Annotated in this window: 24 protein-coding genes and 1 riboswitch; of the genes, 22 read left to right on the top strand and 2 right to left on the bottom strand. The window is 30.1% G+C overall.

What is annotated here, in order from left to right; translation table 11 throughout:
• The first annotated feature begins 11 nt into the window (after positions 1-11).
• The 5 genes from rpoD (at position 12) to clpB (ending at position 6,653) form a co-directional block, all read left to right on the top strand.
• The gene (gene rpoD, locus C7N44_RS01190; RefSeq protein WP_105956096.1) at positions 12-1,121 is read left to right on the top strand and encodes an RNA polymerase sigma factor RpoD; all 1,110 of its coding nucleotides are present in this window, start codon (positions 12-14) and stop codon (positions 1,119-1,121) included.
• An 83-nt stretch (positions 1,122-1,204) separates the two neighbouring features.
• The gene (locus tag C7N44_RS01185; protein WP_105956095.1) at positions 1,205-1,900 is read left to right on the top strand and encodes a tRNA (adenine(22)-N(1))-methyltransferase; all 696 of its coding nucleotides are present in this window, start codon (positions 1,205-1,207) and stop codon (positions 1,898-1,900) included.
• Entirely contained in the window at positions 1,901-2,704 is an 804-nt protein-coding gene (locus tag C7N44_RS01180) for a Nif3-like dinuclear metal center hexameric protein (protein ID WP_105956094.1), read from the top strand.
• A 16-nt stretch (positions 2,705-2,720) separates the two neighbouring features.
• Positions 2,721-3,959 carry a peptidase T gene (pepT, locus tag C7N44_RS01175; protein WP_105956093.1) on the top strand — a complete coding sequence of 413 codons (1,239 nt, stop codon included), beginning with the start codon at positions 2,721-2,723 and terminating at the stop codon, positions 3,957-3,959.
• Between the two features lie 111 nt (positions 3,960-4,070).
• A complete protein-coding gene (clpB, locus tag C7N44_RS01170) occupies positions 4,071-6,653 on the top strand; it encodes an ATP-dependent chaperone ClpB (RefSeq protein WP_105956092.1) in 2,583 nt (860 codons plus the stop codon).
• 46 nt (positions 6,654-6,699) lie between these two features.
• Here clpB and C7N44_RS01165 read toward each other — a convergent pair whose 3' ends face one another.
• Positions 6,700-6,888: a DUF2929 family protein gene (locus C7N44_RS01165; protein WP_105956091.1), complete on the bottom strand. Its 189-nt coding sequence runs from the start codon at positions 6,886-6,888 to the stop codon at positions 6,700-6,702.
• A gap of 128 nt (positions 6,889-7,016) precedes the next feature.
• Between C7N44_RS01165 and dnaE the strand changes: the two genes are divergently transcribed.
• The 17 genes from dnaE (at position 7,017) to C7N44_RS01080 (ending at position 25,656) form a co-directional block, all read left to right on the top strand.
• Positions 7,017-10,373, top strand: coding sequence for a DNA polymerase III subunit alpha (gene dnaE, locus C7N44_RS01160; RefSeq protein ID WP_105956090.1), 3,357 nt, complete (start codon positions 7,017-7,019; stop codon positions 10,371-10,373).
• Between the two features lie 127 nt (positions 10,374-10,500).
• A complete protein-coding gene (gene pyk, locus C7N44_RS01155) occupies positions 10,501-12,261 on the top strand; it encodes a pyruvate kinase (RefSeq protein WP_105956089.1) in 1,761 nt (586 codons plus the stop codon).
• A 120-nt stretch (positions 12,262-12,381) separates the two neighbouring features.
• The gene (locus C7N44_RS01150) at positions 12,382-13,269 is read left to right on the top strand and encodes a CvfB family protein (RefSeq protein ID WP_105956088.1); all 888 of its coding nucleotides are present in this window, start codon (positions 12,382-12,384) and stop codon (positions 13,267-13,269) included.
• Between the two features lie 10 nt (positions 13,270-13,279).
• Positions 13,280-14,167: a site-specific tyrosine recombinase XerD gene (gene xerD / locus C7N44_RS01145; RefSeq protein WP_105956087.1), complete on the top strand. Its 888-nt coding sequence runs from the start codon at positions 13,280-13,282 to the stop codon at positions 14,165-14,167.
• A 25-nt stretch (positions 14,168-14,192) separates the two neighbouring features.
• Positions 14,193-14,555 carry a hypothetical protein gene (locus C7N44_RS01140; protein ID WP_105956086.1) on the top strand — a complete coding sequence of 121 codons (363 nt, stop codon included), beginning with the start codon at positions 14,193-14,195 and terminating at the stop codon, positions 14,553-14,555.
• On the top strand, positions 14,539-15,273 hold the full coding sequence (locus tag C7N44_RS01135; protein WP_105956085.1) for a segregation and condensation protein A: 735 nt from the start codon (positions 14,539-14,541) through the stop codon (positions 15,271-15,273). Before C7N44_RS01140 ends, C7N44_RS01135 begins: the two co-directional genes overlap by 17 nt.
• Positions 15,274-15,290: 17 nt before the next feature.
• Positions 15,291-15,824, top strand: a complete 534-nt coding sequence (gene scpB / locus C7N44_RS01130; protein ID WP_105956084.1) for an SMC-Scp complex subunit ScpB — start codon at positions 15,291-15,293, stop codon at positions 15,822-15,824.
• Positions 15,824-16,555, top strand: coding sequence for a pseudouridine synthase (locus tag C7N44_RS01125; protein WP_105956083.1), 732 nt, complete (start codon positions 15,824-15,826; stop codon positions 16,553-16,555). Before scpB ends, C7N44_RS01125 begins: the two co-directional genes overlap by 1 nt.
• Positions 16,556-16,607: 52 nt before the next feature.
• Positions 16,608-16,727: riboswitch (FMN riboswitch) on the top strand.
• A 79-nt stretch (positions 16,728-16,806) separates the two neighbouring features.
• Positions 16,807-17,382, top strand: coding sequence for an ECF transporter S component (locus C7N44_RS01120; protein WP_105956082.1), 576 nt, complete (start codon positions 16,807-16,809; stop codon positions 17,380-17,382).
• A gap of 3 nt (positions 17,383-17,385) precedes the next feature.
• Positions 17,386-18,411, top strand: coding sequence for a helix-turn-helix domain-containing protein (locus tag C7N44_RS01115; RefSeq protein WP_105956081.1), 1,026 nt, complete (start codon positions 17,386-17,388; stop codon positions 18,409-18,411).
• 2 nt (positions 18,412-18,413) lie between these two features.
• The gene (locus C7N44_RS01110) at positions 18,414-19,850 is read left to right on the top strand and encodes a RecQ family ATP-dependent DNA helicase (protein WP_105956080.1); all 1,437 of its coding nucleotides are present in this window, start codon (positions 18,414-18,416) and stop codon (positions 19,848-19,850) included.
• Between the two features lie 48 nt (positions 19,851-19,898).
• Positions 19,899-20,486 carry a LysM peptidoglycan-binding domain-containing protein gene (locus tag C7N44_RS01105; RefSeq protein WP_105956079.1) on the top strand — a complete coding sequence of 196 codons (588 nt, stop codon included), beginning with the start codon at positions 19,899-19,901 and terminating at the stop codon, positions 20,484-20,486.
• 20 nt (positions 20,487-20,506) lie between these two features.
• The gene (gene cmk, locus C7N44_RS01100) at positions 20,507-21,181 is read left to right on the top strand and encodes a (d)CMP kinase (RefSeq protein WP_105956078.1); all 675 of its coding nucleotides are present in this window, start codon (positions 20,507-20,509) and stop codon (positions 21,179-21,181) included.
• Between the two features lie 77 nt (positions 21,182-21,258).
• On the top strand, positions 21,259-22,479 hold the full coding sequence (gene rpsA / locus C7N44_RS01095; protein WP_105956077.1) for a 30S ribosomal protein S1: 1,221 nt from the start codon (positions 21,259-21,261) through the stop codon (positions 22,477-22,479).
• 78 nt (positions 22,480-22,557) lie between these two features.
• Positions 22,558-23,865: a ribosome biogenesis GTPase Der gene (der, locus tag C7N44_RS01090; protein WP_105956076.1), complete on the top strand. Its 1,308-nt coding sequence runs from the start codon at positions 22,558-22,560 to the stop codon at positions 23,863-23,865.
• 152 nt (positions 23,866-24,017) lie between these two features.
• Positions 24,018-24,293 (top strand): HU family DNA-binding protein, encoded by a 276-nt coding sequence (locus tag C7N44_RS01085; protein WP_105956075.1) that lies wholly within the window; start codon positions 24,018-24,020, stop codon positions 24,291-24,293.
• 100 nt (positions 24,294-24,393) lie between these two features.
• Positions 24,394-25,656: a tetratricopeptide repeat protein gene (locus tag C7N44_RS01080; RefSeq protein ID WP_105956074.1), complete on the top strand. Its 1,263-nt coding sequence runs from the start codon at positions 24,394-24,396 to the stop codon at positions 25,654-25,656.
• Here C7N44_RS01080 and C7N44_RS01075 read toward each other — a convergent pair.
• Positions 25,653-26,486 (bottom strand): phage integrase N-terminal SAM-like domain-containing protein, encoded by an 834-nt coding sequence (locus tag C7N44_RS01075; RefSeq protein WP_105956073.1) that lies wholly within the window; start codon positions 26,484-26,486, stop codon positions 25,653-25,655. The two genes, C7N44_RS01080 and C7N44_RS01075, sit on opposite strands and share 4 nt — an antisense overlap.
• Positions 26,487-26,496: the final 10 nt, after the last annotated feature.

Here is a 26,496-nt window from a genome sequence, read left to right as displayed (position 1 = left end):
GAGGCAGTTTAATGGCTGGAAAATCTAATAAAAAAGAACTAAAAGAATCAGTTAATGCACTAATTAAAAAACAAAAGAAAGTTGGACATGTAACTTATGATGACTTAAATGATAGTATTGCTGTTCCGTTTAAGTTAACAAAGAAACAAATGTACAATCTTTTAGAAAAAGTTGAAGATAAAGGAATTAGTGTTGTAGACGAAAATGGTGATCCTGACCCAAGAGCACTAGAAGCTGCCAAAAAAGTTACTCAATCAGAATTAAAGAATTCTTCTTCAGCACCTACAGGAGTTAAAATTAATGATCCTGTTAGAATGTATCTTAAGGAAATTGGTCGTGTATCACTTCTAACTGCTGATCAAGAAGTTGAATTGGCTTTAAGAATTGAAAAAGGTGATGAAGAAGCTAAACAAGAATTAGCAGAAGCTAATTTACGTTTAGTTGTTTCAATCGCTAAGCGTTATGTAGGTCGTGGAATGCAGTTCTTAGACTTAATTCAAGAAGGAAACATGGGACTTATGAAAGCGGTTGAAAAGTTTGATTATCGTAAAGGATTCAAATTTTCAACTTACGCTACTTGGTGGATTAGACAAGCTATTACTCGTGCTATAGCTGATCAAGCTAGAACAATTAGAATTCCTGTTCATATGGTTGAAACCATTAACAAATTGATTAGAATTCAACGCCAACTACTTCAAGATTTAGGACGTGAACCTACGCCAGAAGAAATTGGTGCTGAAATGGATATGCCAACTCAAAAGGTTCGTGGTATTCTTAAAATTTCTCAAGAACCGGTTTCACTTGAAACTCCTATTGGTGAAGAAGATGATTCTCACTTAGGAGACTTTATCGAAGATCAAGAGGCAACTAGTCCTGCTGATCACGCTGCATATGAATTATTAAAAGAACAACTAGAAGGTGTTCTTGATACTTTAACTGATCGTGAAGAAAATGTACTAAGACTTCGTTTTGGTTTAGATGATGGTAGAACTAGAACACTTGAAGAAGTTGGTAAGGTATTTGGTGTTACTAGAGAAAGAATTAGACAAATTGAAGCAAAAGCATTGCGTAAATTACGTCATCCTTCACGTAGTAAGCAATTGAAAGACTTTTTAGAATAGACTTACTAAAACAGGTAGATTAATTACTACCTGTTTTTTGTTATAATTAATTATTAAATAAAATTTTAGAAAAAGGTGTTTAAATGGATTCCAATCACTTATCACAACGTTTAAAAGCAGTTGCAAATTATGTTCCAAATAATAGCCGAGTAGCAGATATTGGCTCTGATCATGCTTACTTGCCGGTTTATTTATTGAAGAAAGGATTAATCAAATATGCTATTGCCAGTGAAGTTGCCAAAGGACCTTTACAGAATGCAAAGAATGAAATTTTAAAAGAAAATTTAGCAGATAAAACTGATACAAGATTGGCTAATGGCTTACTTTCTATCGGAAAAGAAGATGAAATTGATTGTGTTGTAATAGCAGGAATGGGTGGAATTTTGATTCGTGATATTTTGGAAAATGGTCAAAATCATCTTAGTGGTAAAGAGATATTGGTGCTTCAACCGAATGTTGGTGAAGATATTTTAAGGAATTGGTTAATGAATAATAATTATGTAATAAAGAATGAGCAGATTCTTAGAGAAGATGGTCACAATTATGAAATAATTGAAGCGCAAAAAGTTAATGATAAAATTATTTATACGCTAGAGGAATTAAAATTTGGTCCAATATTATTAGAGAAAAAATCATCTGTTTTTATTGAAAAATGGCAAAATGAAATTAAACGTTTAGAAAATATTATTTCTAATATGGATAATATGAAAGGACCTAAGCCAATAAGTAAGATCCATAAAATGCAGAAAGAAATTAAAGAAATTAAGGAAGTTTTATAAATGAAAGTAGTTGATTTAGTAAAAAGGTTTGAAAAATTTGCCCCTAAAGATATTGCTGTTGATGGAGATCCAATTGGATTGCAAATTGGTTCATTAAATCAAGAAATCCATAAAGTTATGACTACCCTAGATGTAAGACCTGAAGTAGTTGATGAAGCAATTAATAATCATGTTGATTTTATTTTTTCTCACCATCCAGTTATGTTTCGTCCAGCTAAAAACTTAGATCTTAATAATCCGCAAAATAAAATGTACGCTAAAATTATTGAAAATCATATTACGGTTTATTCAGCTCATACCAATTTAGATAATGCTGTTAATGGGATGAATGATTGGTTAGCAGATAGCTTGCAATTAAAAGATACTAAGGGACTGGTTTATCAGACTAAAACGAACAATCATAAATACTTTATGGGAAGAATTGGAAGACTTTCTAATACTATGACAGTTTATGAATTTGCCAAATTTTGTAAAAAGCAATTTAATGTCAATGGCCTTCGATTAATTAGTAACAATTCAGATAAACTAGTTAATAAAGTAGCAATCTTAGGTGGTGATGGTGGTAAATTCTTTAATATCGCTAAAAATAAAGGTGCTGATATTTACGTTACTGGAGATGTATATTATCACACGGGTCACGATATGCTAGCTTCTGATTTTTCGGTTGTTGACCCAGGTCATCATATTGAAAGCATTTGTAAGCCTTATTTAGCAGCAATGTTTAAAAAATGGTCAAAACAATTGAATTGGAATATAGAAGTGATAGAGTCTAATATAAATACAGATCCATTTACATTTATTTAAAAGGTGGCTAATTAATATGCACAAATATGAATCCTTATTACCAAGATTCCTAAGCTATGTAAAAGTTAACACTCGTTCTGATGAAACTACTAATAAAATACCTTCTTCTAAGGCACAAGTTAGTTTTCTTAATGACTTAAAAGATCAGTTACATTCAATTGGTTTAAAAAATGTTAGAACTAATGAATCAAGTGGGTATGTATTTGCAACTTTACCTTCAAACATTAATAAAGATGTAAAAAAGATTGGCTTTATTTCACATGTTGACACTGCTGACTTTAATTCTGATAACGTAAATCCGCAAATAATTGAAAAATACGATGGTAATTCAGTAATTAATTTAGGTGACGGAGAATACAAATTAGATCCAAAGGTATTTCCTAGTTTAAAAAAGTATAATGGGCAAACCTTAATTACTACCGATGGTAATACCTTATTAGGAGCTGATGATAAGGCAGGAGTAGCTGAAATCATAACCTCTATGGATTATTTAATTAATCATCCAGAAATTAAACATGGTGAAATTGAAATTGGTTTTGGTCCAGATGAAGAAATTGGCACTGGTGCTGATAATTTTGATACTAAAGATTTTGGTGCTGATATTGCATACACAGTTGATGGCGGGTCGTTAGGCCAATTGCAATATGAGACTTTCAATGCCGCTGTAGCACATATTGATATTAAAGGAACAGATGTGCATCCTGCAGAGGCCAAGGGAGTGATGGTTAATTCTTCATTACTTGGCATAAAATTTAATGAAAGTTTGCCTAAGTATGAACGTCCAGAATTTACAGATGGACGAGAAGGATTTTATTTCTTAACTAGTTTTAATGGAACGGTAGATCATACCAAATTAAAGTACATTATTAGAGATCATGACAAGAATCGTTTTGCTGCTAGAAAAAAATATTTTAATAAGATTGCAGATGAAATGAATAAACAATTTGATGAATTACGAATTAATGTTGATATAAAAGATCAATATTATAATATGGCAGAAGTTATTAACCAAGATATGACCGTTATTGATTTGGCCAAAGGGGCAATGCAAAACGTTGATATAGAGCCTGATATTTTTCCAGTTCGTGGTGGGACAGATGGATCTAAAATATCATTCATGGGATTGCCTACGCCTAATATTTTTGCTGGTGGTGAAAATATGCATGGGCGTTTTGAATATGTTTCCTTGCAAACTATGGAAAAGGCCTGCGATTTGTTAATTGAAATTGCTAATTTAAATGCTAAAAACGATTAGTCAACAATGGTCAAATTGTTTTTAATTAAATTAGTGTTTTGGTAAAATTTACTTATAGGTTGATTAGTCAACTTATAAGTATTTTTTATTATATAAAGTGGGTGGAATATATTGAATCCAGATAATTTAACAGAAGCGGTAACAAAAGCATTGGCTGAAGCTCAAAAAGTTGCAGTTAACCGTAAACATCAAGAAATTACGATTGCTCATTTATTTAAATTTTTGATTCAGCCGGGTGAACTAGCTCGCCAAATTTATTCTGAATTAGGTTTAGACATAAAGAAGTTAGAAGCAGAAATTGATAAAGAATTAGATAGTATTTCGACTGTTGAGGGCAGTAATGTCTCTTATGGACAAAATATTTCATCAAATATGTATCAGTTAATGCAAAATGCCAATCAAATGAAAGGTAAATTAGGCGACCAATATGTTTCCGTTGATACACTAACAATTGCTTTGATGGATGTTAGTGGTGACAAATTAAGTGACTATTTAAAAGAAAATGATATTACTAAACAAAAAGTAATTAATGAAGTAGAAAAAATTCGTGGAGGTGAAAAAGTGACTTCTAAGAATCAAGAAGATAATTTTCAAGCATTGAAAAAATATGGGGTTGATTTAGTTAAAGAAGCTCGTGCTGGTAAACTAGGTCCAATTATTGGTCGTGATGAAGAAATATTAGATGTTATTAGAATTCTTTCGCGTATGACTAAAAATAATCCAATTTTATTAGGTGATCCTGGTGTTGGAAAAACTGCGATTGTTGAAGGTTTAGCTAAGAGAATTGCTGTAAATGATGTTCCAGATAATTTAAAGGATAAGCAATTATTTGAATTAGATATGAGTTCATTAATTGCTGGTGCTAAATATCGTGGTGAATTTGAGGAACGATTAAAAGCGGTTTTAAAAGCAGTTAAGAAATCTGAGGGTAAAATCATCATGTTTATTGATGAAATTCATAATATTGTTGGTGCCGGTAAATCTGAAGGTAGTATGGATGCTGGTAATATGTTAAAACCAATGTTAGCACGTGGTGAGTTGCATTTAATTGGTGCTACTACTTTAGATGAATATCGTAAATATTTAGAAAAAGACAAAGCACTCGAACGTCGCTTCCAAAGAGTCCATGTTAATGAACCAAGTGTTGATGATACTATTACCATTTTACGAGGAATTAAAGAACGTTTAGAAATTCATCATGGGGTAAGAATTCACGATAATGCATTAGTAGCCGCAGCTAAATTATCTGATCGATACATTACTGATCGATTTTTACCGGATAAAGCTATTGATTTAGTTGATGAAGCTTCTTCTACTATTGAAGTTGAAATGAATTCTAGTCCTACTGAATTAGATCAAGCTCATCGCAAGCTTATTCGCGCTGAGGTTGAGGAAGCTGCTTTAAAAAATGAAAGTGATGATGAATCTAAAAAGCGTTTGTCAGAATTGAAACCTCAGTTGGCTAATTTAAGGGAAACTGTTAATAATTTAAATGCTAGATGGCAACAAGAGAAAAATTCTATTCAAAAATTAGGAGATAAAAAATCTGAATTAGATCAAGCTAAGAATGATTTACAACAAGCTGAAAGTTCTTATGATTTAAATAAAGCTGCGGTCTTACAACATGGGACTATTCCTAAGCTAGAAGAAGAACTTAAGCAAATGGAAAGCCAAAATCATAATGATGATTGGTTAGTTAGTGAATCTGTTACTGAAAATGAAATTGGAAATGTGTTAAGTAGAGAAACTGGGATTCCAGTTAACCGATTAATGCAAGGCGAACGTGCTAAGTTACTTCATTTAGATGATAACTTGCACAAACGTGTAATTGGTCAAAATGAAGCTGTTGAAGCAGTTTCCAATGCAGTTTTAAGGTCTCGTGCAGGTTTACAAGATCCAAGTAAACCTTTAGGATCTTTCTTATTCTTAGGACCTACTGGTGTAGGTAAAACCGAATTGGCTAAGTCACTTGCTGCTAATTTATTTGATTCTGAAGATCACATGGTTAGAATTGATATGTCAGAATATATGGAAAAAGCTTCTGTATCGAGGCTAGTAGGAGCAGCACCTGGATATGTAGGATATGAAGAGGGTGGCCAATTAACAGAAGCTGTTAGAAGAAATCCATATACAATTGTTTTATTTGATGAAATTGAAAAGGCCCATCCAGATGTATTTAACATTTTATTACAAGTTTTAGATGATGGTCGTTTAACTGATGGCCAAGGACGTACGATTGACTTTAAAAACACTATTTTAATTATGACTTCTAATTTAGGATCAGATTTGTTATTAGAAGGTACTGATAAAAATGGTGATATTAGTAGTAAAGCTAAAAGCCAAGTTAATGATTTGTTAAAGACAAGCTTTAAGCCTGAATTTTTAAATCGTATTGATGATGTAATTATGTTTAAACCATTATCAATTGATGATGTGAAGTTGATAGTTAAAAAATTAATTGACAAACTAACTTTACGTCTACAAGATCAACAAATTAAAATTGAAATTAGCGATGAATCATTAGATTGGATTGCTAAAAATGGATACGAACCACAATATGGTGCTCGACCATTACAAAGATTTGTGACCCGTCATGTTGAGACGCCATTAGCTAAATTAATTATTGGTAATAAAATAAAGCCTAAATCAACTGTTAACATTAATTTAGACGGGGATAAATTATCATTTAAATAGATAAAAAGAGTTTAAGCTTTTATAGCTTAAACTCTTTTTTGTTTGCTTATTTATTTGCATTACCAGAAATTAAAGTTACACAGTTAACTAAAATAAGTGCAGTAATTACTGTTACAACTGCGATACTAGTTGAAGAATAAGTTTGACTCTCCAATTGACCTACGATGTATCCGATAATTTCACCAAAAATAGCTGACCAAAAAACAACTGTTAAATTTTTTGTAAGAAATTTCATTACTATCCACCTCGCAATTCATAAAAATTTTATCACATATCTATCTTTAAATACAATTATAAATATAATCATATGAGCATGATAAAATTATTTGTTATAATATTCAACTAGAAAGGGATGACTATATTATGGATTATGTACCTTTAAATATAATAAGCTCATACAGTTTATTAAAAAGTACTATTTCAATTGATAATTTAATTTCAGCAGCTAAGCAAAGAGGATATAATTCTTTAGCCTTAACTGATGAGAACGTTATGTATGGTGCTATTGAATTTTATAATAAGTGCATAAAAAATAATATTCATCCGATTATTGGTTTAACGATTGAGCTTAGTGGATTAACTGATGATGAGAAATTTCAACTAGTTTTACTTGCAAAAAATAATAGTGGTTATCAAAATCTAATGGCGATATCTACCAAAAAGATGACCAATGAAGCTGATAAATTAACTTTACTTGATATCAACTCATTCCTAGATGATTTATTTATTATTATTCCTAATTATGGCGTGATTGCAAATTATATTAAGCAAAATAATTTAGATCAAATTTCAAATCTTTTAACTAAATTTTCTAAGCACAGTAATAATCTATATTTTGGCGTTAGTGATCAAGACTTTAGTAATGGATATTACGATTCTATAATTCAATTAGAATTAGGTATTAATCTTGTTGCTTTCTCTAAAGTGCAAAATATAGATAAAGATGATTCTTTTGCTCTAAAGGTTTTGCGATATGTTGATAATGGAGAAAAGTTTGCTAATCCTTTAGAAGAAAGTAATTTAGAAGATAATAATTGGTTAAAGCCTAAAAATGATTTGATTAATAGTTTTATTTCATCTGGTCATCAAAATATTGTTCAAAATAATGAAAGAATAATTCAAGATTCTAAAGTGAAAATCGATAAAAAACAGCCACAATTACCTAAGTTTAATAATGATTACGGATTATCATCTAAAAAATATTTAAATCAATTGTGTAAAAAAGGATTATTGGCTCGTTTTAATGAATTAAATATACCTAAAGAAGCTCAAAAAAAATACTATGAAAGATTAAAATATGAGCTATCAGTTATTGATCGTATGAATTTTGATGATTATTTCTTAATCGTTTGGGACGTTATTAATTATGCACATAAATCTAATATTATGACTGGCCCGGGAAGAGGATCTGCTGCTGGATCTTTGGTAGCATATTGCCTATATATCACTGATGTTGATCCAATTGGTTATGATTTAATTTTTGAGCGTTTTTTAAATGAAGAACGTGCTCAAATGCCAGATATTGATTTAGACATACCAGATGATAAAAGGGAACAAGTTTTGGATTATGTTCATGATAAATATGGTAATGACCATGTTGCACAAATTGTTACTTTTGGCACAATGGCAGCAAAACAAGTTTTAAGAGACGTCGGTAGAACTTTTGGTTTATCTCCTTATCAAATGAGCGACTGGAGTAATGCGATTCCTAATAATCAGTTGCATATTACTTTAAATGCTTCTTATGATCAGTCACAAAAGCTAAAAAATTTAGTGAGTGATAATCAGCTTAATCGTTTGCTATTTAACACTGCTAAAAAATTAGAGGGCCTGCCACGACACTATTCAACCCATGCTGCTGGCTTAATTTTAAGTAAAAATAAATTAGTTCAAACTTCACCTTTGCAAAATGGTAGTGAGGGTATTTTGATGACCCAATATTCTAAAAATTATGTTGAAGAGATAGGCCTTTTAAAAATTGATTTTTTGGGGTTAAGGAATCTCTCATTGCTTGCAGATATTGTTAATCATGTAAAAAAAGAAGTAAATAGTAATTTTAGTATTAGACAAATTAATTTAAATGATCCAAAAACTTTATCGTTATTTCAAATGGGTGATACTAATGGTGTATTTCAATTTGAGTCTGCTGGTATTAAAAGAGTCTTAAAGTTGCTACATCCAGATAATTTTAATCTAGTTGCTGCAGTTGATGCTTTGTATCGCCCAGGACCAATGGGAAATATTGAGTCTTTTATTAAACGTAAAAAGGGACAAGAACATGTTACTTATGCTGATGAAACATTAAAGCCTATTTTAGGACCAACATTTGGGATAATTGTTTATCAAGAGCAGGTTATGCGAGTTGCATCTACAATGGGGGGGTTTACTTTGGGTGAAGCCGACTTACTTAGAAGAGCTATGAGTAAGAAAAAACATGATGTAATGGACTCAATGGAAACTAAATTCATTAGTGGTGCCTTAGAAAAAGGATATAGTAAAAAAGCTGCTCAACAAACGTTTGATTATATTGATCAATTTGCTAGCTATGGGTTTAATAAATCTCATGCGGTTGCTTATAGCAAAATGGCATTTGATTTGGCATATTTAAAAGCCCATTATAGTATGCAATTCTTTGTTAGTATATTAAATTCAGTTTTGAATAATAGTAAAAAAACTAAGATCTATTTAACTGAAATAAAAAAACGCAATATAAATGTTAACGGTCCCAATATTAATACGAGCAATAAAGAGTTTAGAATATATGATAATAGCATTTTATTTGGCCTAGGATCCATTAAGGGTCTTCGTAGTGACTTTATCAGAGATTTAATTGATGAGAGAAGCAAAAATGGATTATTTAATAATTTAGAGCAATTCATTCAAAGAATTGATCCTAAATATAGAAAAATAGAATTGATTAGTTCACTAGTTTATTCAGGTGCAATGGATGATTTTGGATATAATCGTTCAGAACTATTAGCATCAATTCCTGAATTTATTGATTCTATTAATTTAAGTGGTAATTCAATGGAACTATTTGATGCACTAAAACCTAAAATAAAACATTTAGATGAAATTTCTTTAAATGAAAAATTACAAAAAGAAAATGAATATTTAGGTGTATATTTGTCCGGACATCCTGTAGAACAATATATAAACTTTTTTAATGATATTAAGATTGTTTCATCTGATAGTGTATTGGAATATAGCGATGACATATATACAATTTTATATTTGGATTCTATCAAGCGGATTAGAACTAAAAATGGTAAGAAAATGGCTTTTGCTCATGGAACTGATTTAGCTGGCGGACTCAGCGTTACTATTTTTCCTAATGTTTTTAGTGTGAATAAAAGCTGGTTGAAAAATGGCATTGTTGTTTTAATCAAAGGAAAATCAGAGCAACGAGATGGTGCTCAAATTATTGCCAACAAAATATATCCCGCAGCAAACGTTAAAAGTAATCTTTTGAAGAATGGCAAAAATGTTTCTACCAAAAAATGGTATTTAAGAATAGATGCTGATCATGACTCAAATGCAAATATTAATATGCTATATAAAGAAATAAAAAGCAATTATGGAAACAATCGGGTTATTATTTACCGGACAAAAAGCGATAAAACAACTCTACTTAATCAGAATTATAATTTAAGTTATGATTCAAAATTATTCAAAAAACTAATTCATATATTAGGAAATGGTAACGTTGTTTATAAATGATAATTTTATTATGGAAACTATAAAGAAAATAGCAGACATAGATTTTAAAAAGTGATACAATTTACATTGAAATCCATTATGTATTGAATTGTATATTTGATACAAAATAAAAGGAGAGATTTTACTTATGAAAAAAACAAAAATCGTAAGTACATTAGGACCTGCTAGTAATGATGTTGAAACTATTGCTAGTTTAATTAACTCAGGAGCTAATGTTTTCAGATTTAATTTTTCACATGGTGATCATGAAGAACATTTAGGTCGTTTAGACAAGGTTCATGAAGCTGAAAAGAAAACAGGTAAATCAATGGGTATCATGCTTGATACTAAAGGTGCTGAAATCCGTACCTCTAAGCAAAAAGATGGTAAGATTGATTTTCACACTGATGACCAATTCAGAATTTCAATGGACAGTAGCCTAGAAGGTACTAAGGACAAAATTGCTGTTACTTACCCAGGCCTATTTGATGATGTTAAAGTTGGCGGACATGTTTTATTTGATGATGGTATTTTAGATGCTGTTGTTGAAGACAAAGATGCTGATAACAAGGAATTAATTGTTACTGCTCAAAACAACGCAACTTTAGGTTCACGTAAAACTGTTGATGCTCCAGGAGTATCAATTAATTTACCAGGTATCACTGAAAAAGATTCAAGTGATATTCGCTTTGGTTTATCAAAGATGAACATTAACTACATTGCCGCTTCATTCGTAAGAAAACCTCAAGATATCTTAGATATTCGTAAATTACTTGAAGAAGAACATATGGAAGATGTTCAAATTTTCCCTAAGATTGAATCACAAGAAGGAATTGATAACTTTGAAGAAATCATGAAGGTTTCTGACGGTTTAATGATTGCTCGTGGAGACATGGCTGTTGAAATTCCTGCTGAAAATGTTCCAATCGTTCAAAAACATATGATTCACAGATGTAATGAAATGGGTAAACCAGTTATCACTGCTACTCAAATGCTAGATTCAATGATTGAAAATCCACGTCCTACACGTGCTGAAGCTTCAGATGTTGAATATGCTGTATTAAGTGGTACTGATGCTACTATGCTTTCAGGTGAAAGTGCTAATGGTGCTTACCCAGCTAAAGCTGTTGGAATGATGAACAAATTAGATATTAAAGCTGAAAACCATTATGCTGAATATGGTGACGCACGTCCTGAATTCAAAAATGGTGATGTAACTGAAGCTTTTGGTAAACAAGTTGCTCAAATGGCTAAAGACTTAGACATTAAGACAATTGTTACTACTACTACTACTGGTTACTCAGCTCGTATGATTTCTAAATATCATCCAAATGCTGATATTTTAGCATTAACTTTTGATGATCGTGTACGTCGTGGTCTAATGGTTAACTGGGGTGTTCAACCAATTGTTGTTGACAAGCCAGAAACTACAGATGGTATGTTTGATTTTGCTGCTAAAAAGGCTGTTGAATCAGGCTTATCTAATGAAGGTGACTTAGTATTGATCGTTGCTGGTGTTCCAGTTGGCGAAAAAGGTACTACTAACGTTATGCGTGTTAAATTAATCGGCTCAGAATTATCACAAGGACAAGGAATCGGTGATAAGACTGTTATTGGTAAGGCTTTTTTAGCAAGTAACGCTGCCGACGCAAACAGCAAAGCTGTAGACGGTGGCGTGTTAGTGGCTAAGAACACTAACAAAGACTTCTTACCAGCAATGAAGAAAGCTAGCGCAATTATCGTTGAAAATGGTGGAATGACATCACATGCAGCGGTAGTTGGTATTTCATTAGGTATTCCAGTTATCGTTAGTGCAACTGGCGCAACTGAAGAAATTTCTGATGGACAAACAATCACTGTTGATGCTCGTCGTGGTATCGTTTACAGTGGTGCTGCTAATTCATTATAATAATTAAATAATAATTATTTGATAAAAAGGGTACGCATTTTGCGTATCCTTTTTTGCTATCGAAATATTATGGAAATTAGTGTAAAATTATAATATAAATAATCGAAATGAGGTATATTAATGAACAATATATTAGGTAGAATAGTTTCTGGAAAAGTTACTGATGAAAATGATAAAAGTTATTTTGTTCAAATTGAAGGGGTAACATTTTTATTAGATAAATCAGAAATTGTTAAACCATTGCATATTGGAAGTAAGTTTAGTGGTTTTTCCTATGAAAATGAGGACCATAAAATGCAAATTACAAGAGATGTACCTAAGGTTCAAGTTGATCATTTTGCTTTTGGGCAAGTTGTACAAAGTAAATATGGCCTAGGTGTATTTGTTGATATTGGTTTGCCTAATAAAGATATTGCTGTATCAATTGATGATTTACCTGAGCTGACTAAATTATGGCCTAAGTATGGGGACTATCTTATGATTTCTTTGAAAATAGATAAAAAAGGTCGTATATGGGGAGAATTAGCTGATGAAGAAGTGTTTAAAGATATTTCTACTCCAGGCAGTAAAAATTTAATGAATCATAATTTAAAAGCTACTACTTATCGTCTTAAATTGGCGGGGACTAGAGTTATTACTGACGACTATCATTTAGGTTTTATCCATCCTAGTGAACGCGATATTGAACCTAATCTTGGTAAGCATGTTAATGTGAGAGTAATTGGGATATTACGTGATGGAACTTTGAATTTGTCGATGAAGCCACGTGGCTATGAGGCCATTGATGGTGATGCTAAAATGTTATTTGCAGTTTTAAAACATTCTGATGATTATAAATTACCGTATACTGACAAAAGCAAACCAGATGATATTAAAAAGTATTTTGGTATAAGTAAAGGGCAATTTAAACGTGCTATTGGAAATTTACTAAAGAAGCGTTTAGTTGAAAAAAACAATGGGGAACTTAAGCTAACTGAAAAGGGTATTGAATTTAACATTGAAGAATAGGTGATTAATTATGGATGAGATAATTAAGGATTATTTACATTTCTTATTAATTGAGCGTGGCTTATCTGGAAATACGATTAAAAGTTACCATCAAGATTTGGAAGAATTTGCCAATTATCTTTCTAACAAAAGTATAAACAACCTTAATGATGTTAATTCGCTTATTATATTAGATTATATGAAAAGTATGAAAGAACATGGTAAAGCTAGGAATTCCATCATCCGTTTTATTTCAACAATGAGAAAGTTTTTTAAGTACTTATTGAGATTTCATTATATTAAAAATGATCCTATGGTTAAGATAGATACTCCTAAGCAAGCTCAACATTTTCCGTCGGTTTTAACTATAAAAGAAGTAGATAAATTGTTGAGTGTTCCTAATACTAATGATAAGTATGGAATTCGTGATCGGGCTATATTTGAAGTTATGTATGCGACTGGTTTACGTGTAAGCGAAATGGTTCATCTGAAAATGGATAACTTACATTTAGAAATGGGAATTATTCAAACCCTAGGTAAGGGTGATAAAGAGAGAATTATTCCGATAGGAACTCAAGCAATTAAATGGATTAATTTTTATATAAGTAATAGTCGTTCTAAGCTATTAAAAAATCGTCGTAGTGACTATTTATTCTTAAATGCTCATGGTAGTGGCTTAAGTCGGCAAAGTATTTGGCAAAAAATAAAACGGTATGTATCTTTGGCAGGTATTAAAAAAGATGTAACGCCACATACCTTGAGACATTCTTTTGCGACTCATATTTTAGAAAATGGTGCTGATTTAAGAATTGTTCAAGAATTGTTGGGGCATTCTGATATTTCTACTACTCAAATATATACACATATTTCGCATGAACATTTAAACAAGTCGTTTAATAAGTATCATCCAAGAGCATAATTTTTTATTAAAGAGGAGTTTTATAATGTTATTAAAATATCGTAGTGAATATGAAAAAATAGTTATGGATATGCTTTCCTTAATACCTGATATGAATAATGAACTTCTGAAGTCTGAATTAGATTGGTATAAGAATTCAGACAATCGAGTGATCTATTTATGGAAGAATGAAAATAATAACTGGGCTGGAATGTTATCAATTGAATCTAACAATTCATTATTAGTTGTTCGTAGAATTATACTAACTCCTGATTCTTGGAACATGAACAATTGTTGTGTTATGTTAAATCAGTTATCAGACTTATATATGAACAAACGAATAATTGGAACCATGGATACAACTAAAATTTGTGAGATTTGGGAGAAACGCAATGGAACCAAGCAATAATGCTATGAATATTCATATAAATGATTTTGATGGGCCATTAGAATTATTGTTGCATTTAATTAAACAATCTCAGATGGACATATATGATATTGAAATTGAAAAAATAACTAATCAATATGTTGAATATTTAAATAAAATGAAAGAATTAAATGTTAATGTAATTGGTGAATATTTTGTTATGGCTTCAAATTTAATGGTAATTAAGTCTAAATTATTATTACCTAAAAAAGATGATTTAGCTGATGAAAATGATGATTATGAAGATCCCAGAAACGAACTTGTTAATCAGTTGATTGTTTATCAACAATATAAAGAAGCTTCAAAAGTATTAAAAAAGTTTAAAAAACGAAGTAGTATGCATCATAGTATTCCAGCTAGATTACCAACAGTTAGTGAAATATTAGACTTTAATGGCGATAAAATAATGAATGTTGACTTAATCAAGGATGCTTTTGATGCAATCATTAAAAAAAATCATCATTATCATAAACCTTACGTTCATGAAATTAATGAATGGCATTACACTGTAAAAGAACAATCTAATTGGATTATTACAAAAATAGAAAATAAAGATGTTATCGAATTTAATTCTTTATTCAATGAAAATGATAACTTAGAAAAAATTATAACCACTTTTTTGTCAATTTTGGAGTTAATGAAGGAACATTTTATTGTTGTTGAACAAATTGATAATAAAATATATATTCGTAAAAAATAGATTGGAGTGTATATTGATTGGTAAGTAATTTAGCGAAAATTAGTGGCTTAATTTATATTGCTGGTGATGATGGTATTTCACTATCAAATATGTCGAAATTATTAAATATAAGTGAAGCAGAACTTTTAATTAATATTGATAAACTAAATGATAGATTAGTTGATGATTCTGATAGTCCTTTTACAATAATAAAATATGATGATAAATATACTTTTGCTACTAAAGATGAATTAGATTCAATTATAAAAGATTACATAGTGGATGATGGAGAATTTTCACTAACTCAAACTTCTTTAGAAGTTTTAACTATTATTGCTTACAATCAACCAATTACTAGAGTCGAGATTGATGATATAAGAGGCGTCAATAGTAATAAAACAATTCAAAAATTGATAAAGCAAGAAATAATTAAAGTAAATGGACACAAAAAAGTACCTGGTAACCCTAAGCTTTATGAAGTTACTGGTAACTTTTTCAAACTGTTTGGAATATCTAGCTTAGATGAATTACCAAAAATCGATAAAAATTTACTTACTAGGGAGGAAAAATAATGGCTGAAAGATTACAGAAAGTAATGGCAAAAGCTGGAGTTGCTTCTAGAAGAAAGTCAGAAGAAATTATTGCTTCAGGAAGAGTTACAGTTAATAGTAAAGTTGTAACTGAGCTGGGAACTAAGGTTAAAGTTTCTGATTCGATTGAAGTTGATGGGGTACCCATTGGTGGTAAAGAAAAGAAAGTTTATTTTCTTTTTTACAAACCTAGGAGAATTATTTCATCAGTATCTGATGAAAAAAACAGAAAAACAGTTGTAGATTTTTTTGCAGATATTCCAGAAAGAATTTATCCAGTTGGTAGATTGGACTATGATACTTCTGGATTGTTATTATTAACGAACGATGGTGATTTAGACAATCGTCTTACTCATCCAAAATATGAAGTAGAAAAAACTTATGTAGCTAAAATTGATGGGATTCCAACAAATGATGAACTAAAACAGTTGCGATTAGGAATTAAAATTCACGGTAAAAAAACAAGTCCAGCCAAAACTAATGTCTTGGAAACTGATCCTAAAAAGAAAACTGCAGTTGTTCAATTAACAATTCATGAAGGCAAAAACCATGAAGTTAAAAATATGTTTAAAGCAATTAATCACCCAGTTAAAAAGTTAAAACGTGAATCATATGCATTTTTGAATTTAAGAGGTTTACAATCAGGTGAATTTAGGTCATTAAAGAAAATGGAAGTTGAAAAACTTTATGAAATTACCGATAAGAAATCTTAATTATTGTTTTTTGCTTAATATTTTGGTACATTAGTATAAATAATATTATATGGTTTATCTTCAGGGCAGGGTTAGATTCCCGACCGGCGGTACAGCCCGCTACCCATTTTATGATGGTTGATTTGGTTAAATTCCAAAGCCGACAGTAAAGTCTGGTATAAAGAAGATCTATTTTTTAGTGTGGAAAAGTCCCTGTTATTTATTTAGCAGAGGCCTTTTTTTGAAGATAATCCTCATTTGGAGGAATTTTTATGTTTAATGCAAAAAAAATTAGTCTACAAAGAATTGTTCAAATTTCAATATTAAGTGGGTTAGCTTATTTATTATCCTACATCTCAGTATCAATTATTCCTATCGCACCTTATATGAAATTAGATTTTGGTGATATTCCAATTTTACTAGCAACAATTTTGTTATCGACTAGTAGTGGAATTGTTGTTGCTTTTATGAGGGCATTTTTATATTTTATTTTTACGGGGCCTTCAATAATTAATTTGATTGGTGTTTCTTCACTATTGCTTGCTAGTTTAACCATTGTCCTTTCAATGGCAGTTATCGATAAAATATTCTCTAATAAACTTAAGTATATTTTGATGGTTTTATTTGAAACTATATCTTTAACTTTAATCATGAGCTTAGCAAATTATTTTGTTATAACTCCGCTATATATCAATCTTGCTGGATTTCATTTTAATTTTAGCCTTGCAGATTCCATTCTATATGTCGTAATTCCATTTAATATCATTAAGGGCATTTTTATCGGGATTGTATTTGTGATAATCTTAAGTCGTAGTAAAGTTTGGTCTACTTATAAGAAAAGAGATTAATTAATGAATAAGAAGCTTTTACTTTTAATGTTATCTAATAAACAACCCAGAAGACTAAAATTAATTAAAAATTTATTAGATGGTAAAAAAACCGTTTCAACTTTATTTTGGGGTAGTCGTTATCATATGTTAGATTATTCAGGAATTATGAAACATTTTGATTCCATTAAAAATGAAGATAAAATAATAAATGAATTAATCAAATATGGTTATGTTTTTCCATATGATAAATATCAATATAAATTAACCAATAAGGGTAAAACAAAAAAGGATTCATTAATTGAATCCTTTTATTTACCTAAAGAATTATCTTATGGTTTTGATTATGATATTGAAGAGTTTAAATCAAGATTTTTATTACTTATACAAGTTGCTTCAGAATATAGTTATAATAATAGTAGCTATTATCCTGTTCAAGCAGACTTTTATGATACTAACTTAATCAAAGCTTTTTTTCACAAACATAAAAATGATAATTTTGTTGATAAAATCTATAATATTATTAATTCTTTTTTAGCTACTTTAGATAAAGAAAGGGCTAGTATCTTTGCTAATTTAATGATTGGACATGATAATTATGGCTTAACTTATGAACAATTATCAAAACAATATAATTATTCCCAATTGGAAATATATTTTATTAATATAGATTTATGGATTTTGCTTATCCGTTTTATTAAAAATAATAGTTCCTTTTTGAAAATTTTACTGAAGAATATAGTGAAAAATAAAATTAATGAAAGTGCCAAAAGAACATTCAATGAACTTAATAGTGGACTTAAAATTTCTAGTATTGCCAAAAAATACAACCTTAAGGAATCTACAATTAAGGAACATTTATTAGAAAATGCAATTTTTTTAAGTGCAACAGAATTTCCATATAACAAGCTTTTATCTACTGCAAATATATCTTATTTAAATAAAACATATTTGCAGCAGCCAATTGATTTATGGAAATTTAGTAAATTAAATGATTCTAATATAGATTTTTTTAAATTTCGATTATATCAAATAATGAGGAGTAAATAGTTATGGATTATTTACGTCAGAATTTAAAAAAGTGGTTTGGATTTGACGATTTTCGTCCAGGTCAATCCGAAGTATTAGCTGCTTTGAATCAGGGAAAAAATACTTTTGGCATGTTACCAACTGGTACTGGTAAAACACTTATATATCAGTTGTTTGGTTTAATGATAAAAAAGCCAGTTGTTATTATTTCGCCATTGATTTCATTAATGCAAGATCAAGTTGATCGTATGAGATATTTAGGATCAAAAAATACAGTTGCCATAACTTCTAATTTGAATTTTATAGAGAAAAAAAGAATTTTAAAGAATTTAAGTAAATATAGTTATATATATATTTCTCCTGAAATGATATCTCAATCTGATATTTTAGAATCTTTTAAAAAACTTGATATTGGACTTTTTGTCATTGATGAAGCTCATTGTATTGTTCAATGGGGAACTGATTTTAGACCTGAATACCTTAACTTACATAGGATAATTAATTACTTAAATAACCCTAAAGTATTAATGTTAACTGCCACTGCATCCAAAAAAGTGCGTTATGAAATTGTTGATAAATTGGGATTGCATAATGTTAAAAATATAGTTAAGTCTACTAATCGTTCTAACATAATGTTATCTGTTGAATATTGTGATGATTCTAATGATAAAAATAATAAATTACTATCATTAGTTAATAAATTACGTAGTCCAGGAATTATTTATTTTTCTAGTAAAAAAATGGCCAATATGGTTACAATCTTTTTAAGAAAAGAAGCTCATTTGAGAGTTGAAGCTTACCATTCAGATTTAAATAATGAAAATCGTTATCGCATTCAGCATCAATTTATGGATAATCAAATAGATGTTATATGTGCTACTAGTGCTTTTGGTATGGGAATTGATAAAAATAATATTAGATATGTTATTCACTATCATATGCCTTCCAATATTGAATCATATGTTCAAGAAATGGGACGCGCAGGACGAGATATGGACGAGAGTATTTCTATTATTCTTTATCAAAAAAATGATGAAATTCTTCAGTATAATTTATTAATGGATAATATTCCAGATGATGATATGATTTCTTTTTATTATCAAAACTATAACAAATTGGATAATAATGATGAACAAACTAAATTACTAAAATATTATTACGATAATGGTTACTCGAAAGATGATGTTACTAATATTTTTCAAGCTAGACGACTAGAGCAAAAAGATAGTTTAGCAGAAATGTTATCGTATGTTTTGAACAATCATTGTCGTCGCAAAAAACTTTTAACACATTTTGATGAAGCTTTTGATGATCATAATGAGTATTGTTGCGATGGTAATCATACTAAGCTAAATTTGCAGGCATCTAATTTAATTAGATCAAATAATGATAAAATAATTTATAAGGATAATTATGATTGGCATTCTATAATTAATTCTCTTTTCAACAAATTACATTAAATAATGTATAATAATCTTTATTAACAATAGATTAGGAGGGTTGTTATTTTGAATAATAACAATAAAGATGAATCTAATGATTTATCAAGAATGGAATTAAGAAAAAAAAGTCGCGGCCATAAAGTAATAGCTATTATATTGATTACTATCATCATAGTTATAGGGCTATTTACACTTGTTTTTGGAATGATGAGCAATCCTAGTGACAATGGTCAGAATCAATCTTCAAGTTCATCTTCAAGTATGATAAAATTTAATAGGAAAAAAGACTCTGCTAAAAAGAATAAAACTACTAAAAAATCTACTTCAAGCTCTGATAATACTAATCAAAGTAGTTCTTATACCACTAAGAATGATGATAACGAAGATTCTAAAAAAAATGCTAATAGTTCTTCAAAGTCTTCTAGCGAAAGTTCATCTGCAAGCAAAGATTCTAATGCATCGAGTAGTAGTTCTGTAAGTAATTCATCATCTGATAACAGTAATAATAGAGATTATGCTATTGTTGGTCAAAATGGTGAAAATGATTTATACAGAATTGCAAAAAATAGTGGTCTTACTGTTGATCAATTAAAACGACTAAATGGATTAACTAGTGATAATGTTTCAATTAATCAAAAAATCAGAGTAAGATAAAACTGACTGGGGTATGTTAAATGAGTTTAAAAAAATTACAAGTGGCAATTGATGGTCCAGCGTCTGCTGGTAAAAGTACAGTGGCTAAATTAGTTGCTAACAACTTTTCATATATTTATTGTGATACTGGTGCAATGTATCGTTCTATCACACTTAAAGCCATGGAATTAGGTTATGATTTAAGTGATGAAGTAAAAATAGTAAAAATGTTGAAAGATACTGATATTTCATTTGAACCTAATGCAGAACAGCAAAAAGTGTTTTTAGATGGAAAAGAAGTTACTGACGATATTCGTCAAGAAAATGTAACTAATTCAGTTTCTGAAATAGCTAGTTTAAGTGGTGTTAGATCTGATTTAGTTAAGCGACAGCAGCAAATTGCTAGTGATGGTGGGATTGTAATGGACGGTAGAGATATCGGTACTACTGTTTTACCAGATGCTGAAGTAAAAATATTTTTAATTGCTAGTGTTCAAGAAAGAGCTGAACGTCGTTTTAAAGACAACAAAGAAAAGAATATTCATGTTCCATTAGATCAGCTAAAAAATGAAATTGAAGATCGTGATTATAAAGATTCACATCGTGAAATTTCACCATTAGTTAAAGCTGATGATGCTATTGAAATCGATACTACTTCAATGTCGATAAATGACGTAGTTCGTGAAATATCTAAAATTATTAAAAATAACGGATAACTTAGTCATATAACTAGATTTTCTTTAAAAGTTAGTCTAGAATATTAGTTATAGTTGTCTCAAGGAGGAATTATCAGATGAGTGAATCAGATGAAAAAACAAATAAAGATTTATTAGAAGCCTTGGATAGTGTGGACCAAGTCAATATTAATGATGTAGTTAGTGGTGAAGTTTTAGCCATTGATAACGATCATCAATTAATCATTGGAATTGATAATGCTGGTGTCGAAGGTGTTGTTCCTCGTCACGAAATTTCATCAAGTTCTAACAATGATGAAGACTCACAATACAAAGTGGGCGATAAGGGCAAATTTGTTGTTCTTTCAAGAATTGGTGATGATAAAGAAGGTGGAAGTTTTCTACTTTCTGTTCGTCGCTTACAAGAACGTAAAATTTGGGATGAATTACAAGAAAAATCTAAGAATGATGAAACTATCAATGTAACTGTTAAAAATGCAGTTCGTGGTGGATTAGTTGTTGATGCTGGTGTTCGTGGATTTATTCCTGCTTCAATGATTACTAATCATTTTGTAAGAAACTTAAATCAATATGATGGTCAACAATTTGAATGCAAGATTGTTGAAATCATTCCTGAAAAGAACCGCTTAGTTCTATCACATAGTGATGTAATGGAACAAAAACAAGAAAAAGCTCTTGAAGAAGTTATGAGTAAATTAAGTGTTGGTGACGTTGTTGAAGGCAAGGTTGCACGTATGACTAATTTTGGTGCATTTGTTGATTTAGGCGGAGTTGACGGATTAGTTCACGTTTCAGAAATTTCATATGAACGTGTTAATAAGCCTTCTGATGTATTAAAGAATGGTCAAGAAGTTAAAGTTAAGGTTATTGCTTTAGATAAGGATAAGGGTCGTATTTCATTATCAATTAAGCAAACTATGCCTCAACCATGGGATGAAATTGAAGAAAAAGCCCCACAAGGTAGCATTGTTGAAGTTACCATCAAACGTTTAGTTGACTTTGGTGCTTTTGCTGAAGTAATTCCTGGTGTTGAAGGATTAATTCACATTTCACAAATTTCTCATGAACATGTTAATACACCTGCTGATGTATTAAAAGTTGGTCAAACTGTTAAAGCTAAAGTACTTGATGTTCAACCTGAAAATCATCGTTTAGCTTTATCAATGAGAGCACTTGAACCAGAGCCTGAAAATGGTGATGATTCTTCAAAGGAAAATGCTAAGGTTTCTGATAATTCTACTGAAGATGCTCCTGAAGAAGAAAACGGATTTACTTTAGGTGACATTGTAGGTAAAGGATTAGACAAAGATAATCAATAATAGTTTATAATCTTTAAAAATATCCTTCTTTTTGTTGAAGGATATTTTTTTATTATTAATAGAAAGGGTGACTTTTAGATGGGATTACCCGTTGTTGCAATTGTTGGACGTCCTAATGTAGGTAAGTCTACAATTTTTAATAGAATTGCTGGAGAAAGAATATCTATTGTTGAGGATACTCCAGGTGTTACAAGAGACAGAATTTATTCTCATGGAGAATGGTTGGGTCATGAATTTAGTATGATTGATACTGGTGGAATTGAAATTAATAATCAACCGTTCGTTAAACAAATTACAGCTCAAGCTGAAATTGCTATTGATGAAGCAGATGTTATTATATTTATGGTTAATGGTAAAGAAGGCATCACAAATGCTGATGATAACGTTGCTAGAATCTTATACAGAACTAATAAACCTGTTGTATTAGCAGTTAATAAAGTAGATAATTTTGAAGCTCGTGCTGATATATATGACTTTTATTCATTAGGTTTTGGTGATCCATATCCAATCTCTGGAGCACATGGGTTAGGACTGGGTGATTTATTAGATGAAGTTATTAAAAACTTTTCTGAACAAACAGATAATAATGATGATGATAGTATTAAGTTTAGCTTGATTGGACGTCCTAATGTTGGTAAATCATCATTAGTAAATGCTATTCTGGGTGAAAAGAGAGTAATTGTTTCTGATGTTGCTGGTACAACTAGAGATGCAATTAATACGAAATTTATTCAAGATGGTCAAGAATATACGATGGTTGATACTGCTGGTTTAAGAAAACGTGGAAAAGTATATGAAAATACTGAACGTTATTCTGTAATGCGTGCTATGCGATCGATTGATAATAGTGATGTTGCACTAATTGTGATTAATGCTGAAGAAGGTATACGTGAACAAGATAAACGGATTGCTGGTTATGCCCATGAAGGTGGCAAAGGGGTAATCATTGTTGTAAATAAATGGGATACCCTTAAAAAAACAAGTTCAACTCAACGTGAATTTGAAGCTGGAATTAGAACTCAATTTCAATATCTATCATATGCACCGACAATCTTTGTTTCAGCACTAACTAAGCAAAGATTAACCAAGTTGCCAGTTTTAATTAAAAAGGTTAATGAAAATCATTCTAAGCGAATTTCATCTTCCAATTTAAATGATGTGATTATGGATGCCATTGCGATGACGCCAACTCCTAGTATTAAAGGTAGAAAGCTTAGAATCTATTATGCTACTCAGATCAGAACTGCGCCACCTACAATTGTAATTTTCGTAAATGATGAAGAACTTATGCACTTTTCTTATGAAAGATATTTGGATAATCAAATTAGGACGCATTTTGATTTTTCTGGAACTCCAATTAAACTTATTACTAGAAAACGTAAGTAGTTTTGCAGACTTTTTATTAAAATAGCCATTAAATGATTGAATTGTAGGGCTTTATGTGATATCTTGAATAAATGTAATGACACCAAAAATGTTGTTATTACATATGTCGAAAAGCATTGATTGTTTTCCGAACTATTGGGAGGTGAAAACACATGGCTAACAAGGCAGAATTAGTAAGTAATGTTGCTGAAAAAACTGGTTTAACTAAGAAGGATGCAACTGCTGCTGTAGATGCTGTTTTTGGTTCAATCCAAGACAACATGGCTAAAGGCGAAAAGGTACAACTAATCGGTTTTGGTAATTTCGAAGTACGTGAACGTGCCGCTCGTAAGGGTCGTAACCCTCAAACTGGTGCAGAAATTCAAATTCCTGCAAGTAAAGTACCTGCATTCAAGCCAGGTAAAGCTTTAAAGGATGCTGTTAAATAAAACAGTTGACTTTATTGATAAAAAGAGCCAGTTCGGCTAATGATGTCGAACTGACTCTTTTTTATATTATCTCCAAATTTTATTATGGGAGGAATTTTATATGAGTTATTCTGAAAAAGCATTAGAATTTTTAGAATCTGGTAAAATTGATGATTTTAATAAACAATATAATTTAGCATATCATCATGATAGTGATGATATGCTTTATTCACTAGCTGAAGAATTATATTCATATGGATTTAGTGAACAGGCTAAAAAAATATATCAAAAATTGCTAAAAAAGTTTCCTGATGAAGATAGTTTAAGAGTTGATATTTCAGATATTTTAATTAGTGAAGGCAAAACAGATGAAGCATTATCCCAATTAAGCATTATTTCTGCTGATTCTGATGCTTATTTACAATCTTTAGTGACTCAAGCAGATTTATATCAAACACAAGGTTTGTTAGACGTAAGTAGAGAAAAGCTACTGAAAGCTAAAGAATTAGCGCCTCATGAAAATGTTATAACGTTTGCTTTAGCTGAACTTTTATTTACTATGGGTGAGTATAACAAAGCAATTCCATTGTATTTAGGACTAATTAAAGAAGGGGTAACCAATATTTCTTCAGTTAATCTAGTTGAAAGAGTTGGAATTTCTTATGCTAATGATAGTAAGTTTGAACATGCAATTGGTTATTTAAAGCAAATTAAAACAATTGATATGACTTCTGATGTTAAATTTGAAACTGCTTTTACTTATTTACAGCTAAAAGACTATGATAAATCAATTGATTTATTTCAAGAACTTCGTGAAAGTGATCCTCAATATGCAACTTTATATCCTTATTTAGGACAAGCATTAGAAAAACAGAATAAGGAAGAAGATGCTTTATTAGTATATCAAGAAGGACTTAGCGTTGATCAATATAATGAAAAATTGTATTTGTTAAGTGCCCGTACGGCAACCAAGGTGGATAATAAAGAACTTGCTGAGAACTATTTAGTGCAAGGTAATAAAATTAATCCTGATGATATTGAAATTGTTCTTGAGTTATCTAACTTATTTGTTTCTGAAGAAAAATATGAAGACAACATTAACTTATTATCTTCATATTTAGATGATCATGAGATGGATCCTCAATTTTATTGGAATTTAGCTAAATCTTATGCTGCAATTGATGATATTAATGAAGCTCATAAATATTATTTGGCTGCGAAACCATACTTTATGGATAATACAACTTTCTTAAAGTCTGCATCTTTATTCTTTAGAGAAAGTGGAGATATTAACAATGCTATATCATTGCTTGAAATATATGTTCAAGCTGTACCGTCCGATGATGAAGCTGCATTAATGTTAGAAGATTATCGCGACTATTAGTCTTCTATTGTTTTTGTTGATAATTTTTTATAATAAAGAACTGATGCTAAATCCAGATTAAGATGATTTGAAAGCTCAAATTCATTTTCTCCTGGATTTTTTACTACATAATTTAAAATATAACCTTGAAATAGATCAGTTGGGCTTAGACTAAATGATAGATATTCTTCACTTGGTTTTAGATATTTATGCAGTCCAGGTAAAGTTAAATGAGGATCATTGGAAAGCCGCTGCTTTAAAAATATATCTTTTGAAGATTGTTTATTTTGAATAGGTTTAATAAAGTCATTAAATTGTTCGACAAATTTCGATTCATAATTATTGAATTTGATTTTTAAGAAGATTTTATAAAAATTGCTTTGTAAAAATTCCGAAGACTTAAAACCTTTGCTTATTAATAATAATGTCATTTTAGTATATGGATGAATATTTGGATTGTTTAAAATTTTTGGCATATCTGCGATCCATTTGATGTTGATTTTAGATTTCTTGTTACGATCTCTACCTTTTAATGTTAAAGTAGGCAATTTTTCCGAAAAATCATGACTAAATAAATATTTAAAATAAATATTTATATGTGACAATATTTTGTTATATGTGGAATTATTAATCTGTCTTTTTTCAACTAACATGTTCATGTATTGTTGGATATCACGATCAAACAATTGATTAACATGGTGGTTCTTTTGGTAACCAATATTAAAATTGGATAAATATTCAAACATATCAATTAAAGTGCTTGTATATTCTTTAATTGTGACCTTAGCCAGTCCGTTAATGTTTAAGTATTTTTCAAAGCTTTTTTGATAAGGATAATTATTTGTAGTCATTTTTGCACCT

It is taken from the genome of Apilactobacillus quenuiae (assembly GCF_002994005.1).
Lineage (GTDB): Bacteria > Bacillota > Bacilli > Lactobacillales > Lactobacillaceae > Apilactobacillus > Apilactobacillus quenuiae.
The sequence above is the reverse complement of the archived record's forward strand: the minus strand, read 5'-3'. Positions and strand labels throughout refer to the sequence as shown.